9 protein-coding genes are annotated in these 7,490 nt (G+C 71.8%); 5 read left to right on the top strand and 4 right to left on the bottom strand.

Annotated features, from left to right (window positions below):
- Nucleotides 1-270 (bottom strand): IS5 family transposase (locus T336_RS0119945; protein WP_026433848.1); only part of this gene is annotated, 270 nt, incomplete at its 3' end.
- Between the two features lie 241 nt (nucleotides 271-511).
- On the opposite strand from T336_RS0119945, the gene T336_RS0119940 reads away from it, so the two are divergent.
- Both T336_RS0119940 and T336_RS0119935 read left to right on the top strand, forming a co-directional pair.
- Complete coding sequence (locus T336_RS0119940; protein WP_244884002.1) at nucleotides 512-1,726, top strand: Kelch repeat-containing protein; 1,215 nt, start codon at nucleotides 512-514, stop codon at nucleotides 1,724-1,726.
- Nucleotides 1,727-1,848: 122 nt separating this feature from the next.
- Nucleotides 1,849-2,757 carry a c-type cytochrome gene (locus T336_RS0119935; protein ID WP_026433846.1) on the top strand — a complete coding sequence of 303 codons (909 nt, stop codon included), beginning with the start codon at nucleotides 1,849-1,851 and terminating at the stop codon, nucleotides 2,755-2,757.
- 74 nt (nucleotides 2,758-2,831) lie between these two features.
- On the opposite strand, the gene T336_RS0119930 is transcribed toward T336_RS0119935, so the two are convergent.
- From T336_RS0119930 to T336_RS0119920, 3 genes are read right to left on the bottom strand one after another with little or no spacing between them, the layout of a single operon-like run.
- Nucleotides 2,832-3,380 carry a DUF2946 family protein gene (locus T336_RS0119930; RefSeq protein ID WP_026433845.1) on the bottom strand — a complete coding sequence of 183 codons (549 nt, stop codon included), beginning with the start codon at nucleotides 3,378-3,380 and terminating at the stop codon, nucleotides 2,832-2,834.
- A 9-nt stretch (nucleotides 3,381-3,389) separates the two neighbouring features.
- Complete coding sequence (locus T336_RS0119925; protein ID WP_019703884.1) at nucleotides 3,390-4,454, bottom strand: YheT family hydrolase; 1,065 nt, start codon at nucleotides 4,452-4,454, stop codon at nucleotides 3,390-3,392.
- A gap of 20 nt (nucleotides 4,455-4,474) precedes the next feature.
- Nucleotides 4,475-4,924: a YybH family protein gene (locus tag T336_RS0119920; protein WP_013592946.1), complete on the bottom strand. Its 450-nt coding sequence runs from the start codon at nucleotides 4,922-4,924 to the stop codon at nucleotides 4,475-4,477.
- A 223-nt stretch (nucleotides 4,925-5,147) separates the two neighbouring features.
- Between T336_RS0119920 and T336_RS0119915 the strand changes: the two genes are divergently transcribed.
- From T336_RS0119915 to T336_RS0119905, 3 genes are read left to right on the top strand one after another with little or no spacing between them, the layout of a single operon-like run.
- The gene (locus tag T336_RS0119915; RefSeq protein WP_026433844.1) at nucleotides 5,148-5,768 is read left to right on the top strand and encodes a LemA family protein; all 621 of its coding nucleotides are present in this window, start codon (nucleotides 5,148-5,150) and stop codon (nucleotides 5,766-5,768) included.
- 12 nt (nucleotides 5,769-5,780) lie between these two features.
- On the top strand, nucleotides 5,781-6,722 hold the full coding sequence (locus tag T336_RS0119910) for a TPM domain-containing protein (protein ID WP_026433843.1): 942 nt from the start codon (nucleotides 5,781-5,783) through the stop codon (nucleotides 6,720-6,722).
- A gap of 54 nt (nucleotides 6,723-6,776) precedes the next feature.
- Nucleotides 6,777-7,352, top strand: coding sequence for a TPM domain-containing protein (locus T336_RS0119905; protein ID WP_019703881.1), 576 nt, complete (start codon nucleotides 6,777-6,779; stop codon nucleotides 7,350-7,352).
- The last annotated feature ends 138 nt before the right edge of the window (nucleotides 7,353-7,490 follow it).

Below are 7,490 nucleotides of genomic sequence, written 5' to 3'. Positions count from 1 at the left end.
ACCTGTTTTTTTTAAAGCCTGCTCCAGCAGGCTGCCACCCTCGCGCGGCTCGCTCCAGATCGCAAAGTACGAGTGCACGGTTCGCCACTTGGGAAAGTCGCTGGGCAGCGCGCGCCACTGGCAGCCCGTGCGCAGCAGGTACAGCACTGCACAGAACACCTCGTACAGATCCACCCTGCGGGGGGCCGTCTTCCTGCGCGCACTCTCCAGCAAGGGCCGGATCACGTCAAACTGCTCGCGCTTGATATCGCTGGGGTACCCTTTTCTCATCCAGCGAGCTTCTCATATCAGTCAGGCGAGACTTTGAACACGTTCTGAGAGACGGCCTTCCGTCCTTCCAAGGCGCCTTCGGGCGCCTTTTCTTTGGGCATCCCTTCCGGCGGCGGGATGGCCCGATCCCAACGGACGTGCATGCACTGCATGCCGGAAGGCCGCTTGCAGCTTTCCAGCGCGCCGTTACCGTCCGTCTCCCGACCACACCAGAACAGCAGGGAGAAAGCCAGCCATGCGCATGCCATCGTCCACCCCCTCCGGCCACCCGCCTTCCGCCGCTCAGCGGCCGAGCCCCGGGCCGGCCGTGCGCCGCAGGAGCCTCGTCGGCATGGCCTGCGCCCTCGCGGCCTGTGCCGCCACGGCAGGCCCCAAGCCCGGCCCGCAGGACGACGGCGTGTGGACCCGGCTTTCCAGCGAAGGCGCCCCGTCCGGGCGCAGCGCACCGGTCACCGCGGCGCTCCGGGGAGCCATCTACCTCTTTGGCGGCGTGAAGGACGATTTCCGCGCCGGCACCAACGACTTCCTGAACGACCTGCACCGCTACGACGTGCACGCCAACCGCTGGACGCGCCTGGTGCCCGCGGGCGATGTGCCCTCTCCGCGCGCCTTCTCCGGCGGCGTGGCCATGCCGCAACGCGGCTGGGTGGTGGTGTTCGGAGGCGCCCGCTACTCCGCGGACCTGTCGGACTTCACGCCACTGGGCGACGTCTGGGCCTACGACGCACGGGCCGGACGCTGGGAAGCGCTGGCGGGGGTGGCCCCCGGCGATGCACCGGCCCCCAGCCCGCGGGCATGGCCCACGGTCTGGCGCGCGGGCGACCAGCTCTACGTGTTCGGCGGCGTGGAGGCCGGATTCCGCACGCTCAACGACCTGTGGCGTTTCGATGTCTCCACGCGCACCTGGACCCCGCTCTCGCCCCACGGCGCGCCGGGATCGCCCCCGCCCCGCTATTCGGGCGCCGTGACCGGCGAGCCCTGGCGCGGGCAGGTCGCGCTCTACGGCGGCGAGGCCACCACCGGCCAGGGCGGATTCGTCTTCCTGCGGGACACCTGGACGCTCGACCTGCGGACCCTGACCTGGAGGCAGGTCACCCCAGCGCCGGGGGAGGACGTCGATCCACCCCAGAACCACGGAGCGGATGCGCTGCTGGGCAGCGGCCTGCTGCTCGCCGGCGGGGACCAGCCGGGGGGCACCACGGGCTGCGGAGCCCAGTTCAACCAGAACCCCACCAACGCGCTGTGGCGGCTGGACCTGAACGCGGCCGCATGGCGGCGCCTCACGCCGCAGGGCGACGCGTTTCCGCGCATCAAGCGCACCAGCGCGGCCACGGTGATGGGCGAGATGTACGTGTTCTCGGGCTTCGGCTTCGCCTGCGAGGGCGGCAGCGGCGGCCAGGTCTGGAACACCGACGTGTGGCGCTACACGCCGCCGTACCGCTATTGGGGCCACTGAACGGGCTCCTTGACCCAGCGCAAGGGTGTTGCGGCTGGCCGTTTTCCCTAACGGCCGGCCCGGAAGGCGCTTCCTATAATCGTCCGCTGGTTCCGCCAGACATACCCACAGAGGTCCCCCTCATGAGCGACACCCCCCACGAAGAAGCGCATACCGGCCCGATCAAGAACCCTCGCCAGCTGCTCTGGACGGTGTTCTTCTGCTTCGTGGTACCCGTCTTCGCCATCATCGGCCTCGTGATCTACGTCACCTCGGGCAACAAGCCGGCCCAGGGTTCGGGCAACCCGGAGCGCGCGCTGGCCGAGCGCATCCAGAAGGTGGGCATGGTGGAAGTACGGGACGCCAACCGGCCGCTGCGCAGCGGCGAGGAGGTCTTCAAGGGCCAGTGCGCCGCGTGCCACGCCACGGGCGCCGCCGGCGCACCCAAGTTCGGCGATGCCGCCGCCTGGGGCCCACGCATCCAGACGGGTTTCGAAGCGCTGGTGCATTCCGCGCTGGCCGGCAAGGGCGCCATGGCGCCCCAGGGCGGCGGCGATTTCAACGACACCGAGATCGCCCGCGGCGTGGCCTACATGGCGAACGCGGCCGGAGCCAAGTTCACCGAACCGGCTGCCCCCGCCGCCGGTGGCGCGTCCGCTCCCGCCGAAGCCCAGGCCGCGGCGGCGGGCGCATCCGGAGCACCGGCCCCGGCGGCTCCCGCAGCACCCGCCATGGCCGCAGCGCCACAGGCCCCTGCGGCCCCCGCGACCGCAGCCCCGGCCGCAGCTGCGGCACCTGCCGCCGCAGTGGCAGCCGGCGCGGGCGAAGCGCTCTACAAGCAGGCCTGCCAGGTATGCCATGCGGCCGGCGTGGCCGGTGCGCCCAAGTTCGGCGACAAGGCCGCCTGGGCCGAGCGCCTGAAGGACGGCATCGACGGCATGACGCGCATCGCCATCGCCGGCAAGGGAGCCATGCCTCCCCGCGGCGGCACCCAGGCATCGGACGCGGAAATCCGCGCCACCGTGGAATACATGGCCAACGCCGCCAAGTAACGGCGCCAGGTTTTCCGCCTGCAGTGAAAGCCGGTCCGTGCGACCGGCTTTTTCATTCGGAGCCCCACCAGAGGTCAGTCCCGCAGTTCCGAGGGACGCTGCACATAGCCGTAGCGCCGGGGCAACTCGTCCGCGCGCACGTCCACGGGCGTCCAGAGCCCCTGCTCCACCGCACGGGCGGCCAGTTCCATGTCGAGCGTGTGCACGAGGCCGAGGACCCGGCCGTCGAACAGGTAGAGCCGCCCGGCCTCGTCGAGCAAACACTCCTGCACGGCCGAGCGCAGGCCGGTGTGCGCCACGATGGAGAAGCCGGACTCGCCACCGTCCTCCTCCGATCCTTCGATGCGCCACACGAGGGGTGCGGCCTCCAGTTCCACGTACACCCGCTGCGGTCCGTTCTGGAAGAACCAGCGGCCCCGGGCATCGGGCTCGTAATTGCGGTGGATGAAATCGATCAGCTTGTCATGCTGCAGCACGGCGCCGCGCGCCTGGGGGAAAAGGCCCTGCGCCTGCACGGCGTCGTCCCGCATGAACCAGCGCCCGCGCGCGTCCAGGCCCAGCCAGCCATAGCAATCGGGTACGTTGGGCCACTTGGCGATGGCCTGCCTGACGATGTCATCCATGGGCCGATCCTAGCCCGCCGCGACCGCCTCGGGCGTAGGCGCGTGTCCCGGCGGATGTGCGTCCGGAAGCCCCGCCTGCCGGGCCAGCCACCCGGCGACGGCTTCGGGCATGGCCCGGACATGGCCAGGCAGTCGCCCGAACGCGAAACCGACATGCCCGCCATGCGGCGGCTGCCAGAGCGTCACGTGGGTGCCGGCCTGCCCGGGCCGGGGCAGACTGTCCGCCGGAACGAAGGGGTCGTTGAGTGCATTCACCGCCAGCGCCGGAATGCGCACCGCGCCCAGCAGGGGTTGGGCGGATGCGCGGCGCCAGTAGTCGTCCGCATCGCGGAAGCCGTGCAGGGGCGCCGTGAACAGATCGTCGAAGGCGTGCAGGTCGCGCACCGCGCGCAGGGCATCGCGGTCGAAGAGGCCCGGATGCTGGCGCCACTTGGCCAGGGCCTTGGGCACCATGGTGCGCAGGAACATGCGCGTATAGACGAGCCGGTTGAAGCCCCGTCCGATGGCCCGGCCGCCCGCGGCCAGGTCAAGCGGGGAGCAGATGGCCGCCACGGCGTCGGCGCTGCGTGCGGCCTCCTGCCCGTGTTCGCCCGCCCAGCGCAGCAGCGCATTGCCGCCGAGCGACACTCCGGCCACGAGCAGGGGAGCGCGGGGTCCGTCCGGCCCACCGCCGGGCCGCTGCCGCTGCGCCATGCGCCGCAGGATCCAGTCGATTTCCTCGTGGTCGCCCGAGTGGTAGGCGCGCGGCGCGAGGTTGATCTCGCCGCTGCACCCCCGGAAGTGCGGCACGGCGTAGTCCCAGCCGCGGGTGCGCGCCACGTCGGCGAACGCCTCGGCATAGTGGCTGCGCGACGAGCCCTCGAGCCCGTGGAAGAGCACCAGCAGCGGCCGGGGCGGACCCTGTGCCGCGGCGGGCGCGTCCAGGAAGTCCACGTCCACGAAATCGCCGTCCGGTGCGGTCCAGCGCTCCCGGCGGTAGGCCGGCGCGCTGCCCTCGGCACGGCGCGATGCCAGCGCGGGCCAGATGGTCTGCAGGTGGCCGCCGGGCAGCCACCGGGGCGCGACATAGTCCATGCCGGTGCGCTCCGGGCCGGTCAGTGCAGCACCGGCGGCACCGGGCCGGCCACGGCCTCGTGGACGGTGCCCGGGCTCGCGTGGTGGGCGACCAGCCGCCAGCCCTGCGGGGTCTTGTGATAGACGTTGGTGGATTGCACCAGCGCCTCGCGCATGCTGCCCTCCATCCGCACCTCGACATGCTCGACCACGCTGTGCACGGCACTGGCCAGGGCCTGCACGCGGTGGACCTGCGCGGGCCGGGCGCGCAGCCCGCCGTGCTCGAACATGGCGGTGAAGGCGGCCCGGATGGCGCCCGCTCCCAGCAGGCGGGGCCCGCCGGGGTTGACGCAGACGATGTCGTCCTCTTCCGCCCAGCAGGCCATGAGGCGGTCGATGTCGCCCGCCTGCAGCGCCTCGTAGAACGCGGCCTCGGTCTCGTCGGCGGAGCCGCCCACCAGGGCGGCGCGGTAGGGAGTGCGTGTGCTCATCGTGGAGTGTCCTGGCATCGGGGCCCCTGCGGGGCCGGATCGGGAAGTGCGCCATTGTCGGAAATTCGGCCGCGCCGCGCATCCTGCCCGTCGGGCGGCCGATCCGCCACATGCGCCGCCCGCTGACGCGGCAGGCCCGGCGGCTGGGGCAGAATGGCCCGGCGCCGGAGCGGCCAGGGCACGTCGCCCCAACGTTCGCAATCCCGCCCGGCGCCCGCACACCATGAAACGCCTCATCGCCACCTTCGCCGCCGCGCTCGCCCTCTCGGGCTGCGGCTACAACGACTTCCAGCGCCTGGACGAGCAGAGCAAGGCCGCCTGGAGCGAAGTGCTCAACCAGTACCAGCGCCGGGCCGACCTCGTGCCCAATATCGTCGCCACCGTGAAGGGCGAGGCCGCCTTCGAGCAGGACACCCTTACCAAGGTGGTGGAGGCGCGCGCCAGGGCCACCTCGATCCAGGTGACGCCCGAAACGCTGAACAACCCCGAGGCGTTCAACAAGTTCCAGCAGGCGCAGGGCGAGCTGTCGTCCGCGCTCTCGCGCCTGATGGTGGTGGCCGAGCGCTATCCCCAGCTGCAGGCCAACCAGGCGTTCCGCGACCTGCGCGTGACGCTCGAAGGCACCGAGAACCGCATCACCGTGGCGCGCAACCGGTACATCCAGACCGTGCAGGAATACAACGTGCTCGCGCGCAGTTTCCCGACCAACCTGACGGCCAAGGTGTTCAGCTACGAGCCCAAACCCAGCTTCACGGTGCAGAACGAGGCGCAGATCAGCACGCCGCCGACGGTGGACTTCTCCCGCCCTGCACCGGCCGCGCCCGCTGCGCCGGCTTCGCGCTGAGGTGATCCGGGCATGCCGGGCATCGCCGCACCGCTGCGCACCCTGCTGGCCCTGCTGTGCCTCGCGCTCGGGCTGGCGTGCGCGCTGCCGGCGCGGGCACTGCGCGCGGTGCCGCCGCTCTCGGCCCACCTGATCGACGAGACCGGGACGCTCGGCGCCGCGGAGCGCGAGCGGCTGGAAGCCCGCCTTGCAGGCATCGAACAGCGCCAGGGCACGCAGATCGCGGTGTTCATGGTGGCCTCCACGGCGCCGGAGGACATCGCCGCATTCGCCAACCGCGTGGCCAACACCTGGAAGATCGGCCGCAGGGACGTGGGGGACGGCGTACTCGTCGTGGTCGCGAAGGACGACCGCCGGATGCGGATCGAGGTGGCCAAGGCCCTGGAGGGGGCGATTCCCGACATCGCCGCCGCGCGCATCATCGACGGCACCATGAAGCCCCGCTTCCGCGAAGGCGACTTTGCGGGCGGGATCGACGCCGCGCTCGGGCAGCTCAGCGCGCGCATCGCAGGAGAGAACCTGCCTGCACCTGCGGGCAATACCCAGGCGGCCCGCGCCGAACGCGGCGTGGACTGGAACGATTTCGCGATCTTCCTGTTCTTCGGGGTGATGGTCGGCGGCCCGATGGCCCGCGGGCTCTTCGGCAACCGGGCGGGCGGGCTGCTCATGGGCGGCGCAGCGGGCCTCATCGCCTTCCTGTTCACGGCCAGCGTGCTGCTGGCCGTCGGGGCGGGCGCCGTGGCGCTGCTCTACACATGGCTCTTCGGCGGACGCGGCGTGTCGGCAGGCCGCCGCGGCGGGTTGCGGGACGGGTTCTCCACGGGCCTGGGTACCGGCATCGGCATGGGCGGCTGGAGCGGTGGCTCGGGCGGAGGCAGCAGCAGCGACAGCGGCGGCTTCAGTTCGGGCGGCGGTGGCGACTTCGGCGGCGGCGGTGCGTCGGGCGACTGGTAGCCCCTTCTGAACCAGCCCCCTTTCCCCATCCACCTCCAGGACCGGACTCGCTCCATGCCCACCACCTCCCGCCCCCCTGCACCGGCCCCCCTTCCGGGACTGCCGGCCCGGATCGCGCGGCTCCTGCGCCACCGCTGGGCGGAAGGCGGCCTGCACCGCGCGCTGCCGCCCGACCTGCTCGAACGTCTGGCGCGCCGCGTGGCCGCCAGCGAAGCACGGCACACGGGGCAGATACGCATTTGCGCGGAAGGCGGCCTGCCCTCGAGCTACCTATGGCGCGGGGCATCCGCGCGCGAGCGCGCCGTCACGCTCTTCGGCAAGCTGCGCGTGTGGGACACGGAGCACAACAACGGGGTGCTCATCTACCTGCTGCTGGCCGAGCATGCGATCGAGATCGTGGCCGACCGGGCCCTCGCGCGGACCGTACCGCCCGCGGCCTGGCGCGAGATGGTCGCCCGCATGGGCGAAGCCTTCCGCTCCGGACGCTACGAGGACGGGCTAACGCAGGCCCTGGAGGAAGTGTCGGCGCTGCTGGCCGAGCATTTCCCCTCAGGCCCGGGGCCTCGCGGAGCCAATGAGCTGCCCGACATGCCGGTGCTGGGAGGCGGTGCGCCGCCGGACGGACCTTAAAGCCCCCTGCCCTGTCACCCCGTCGGTTCGCGAATCGACCATCTGCTGCGCATGGGCGCAGGGCATGCCGCGCCGGCCGCGCGAGCATGGTGCCATCGCCCGTGCCAGCGCACGGCAGGACATCACGTTCCCATGCAG

The organism is Paracidovorax oryzae ATCC 19882 (assembly GCF_000687165.1).
Lineage (GTDB): Bacteria > Pseudomonadota > Gammaproteobacteria > Burkholderiales > Burkholderiaceae_C > Paracidovorax > Paracidovorax oryzae.
The sequence above is the reverse complement of the archived record's forward strand: the minus strand, read 5'-3'. Positions and strand labels throughout refer to the sequence as shown.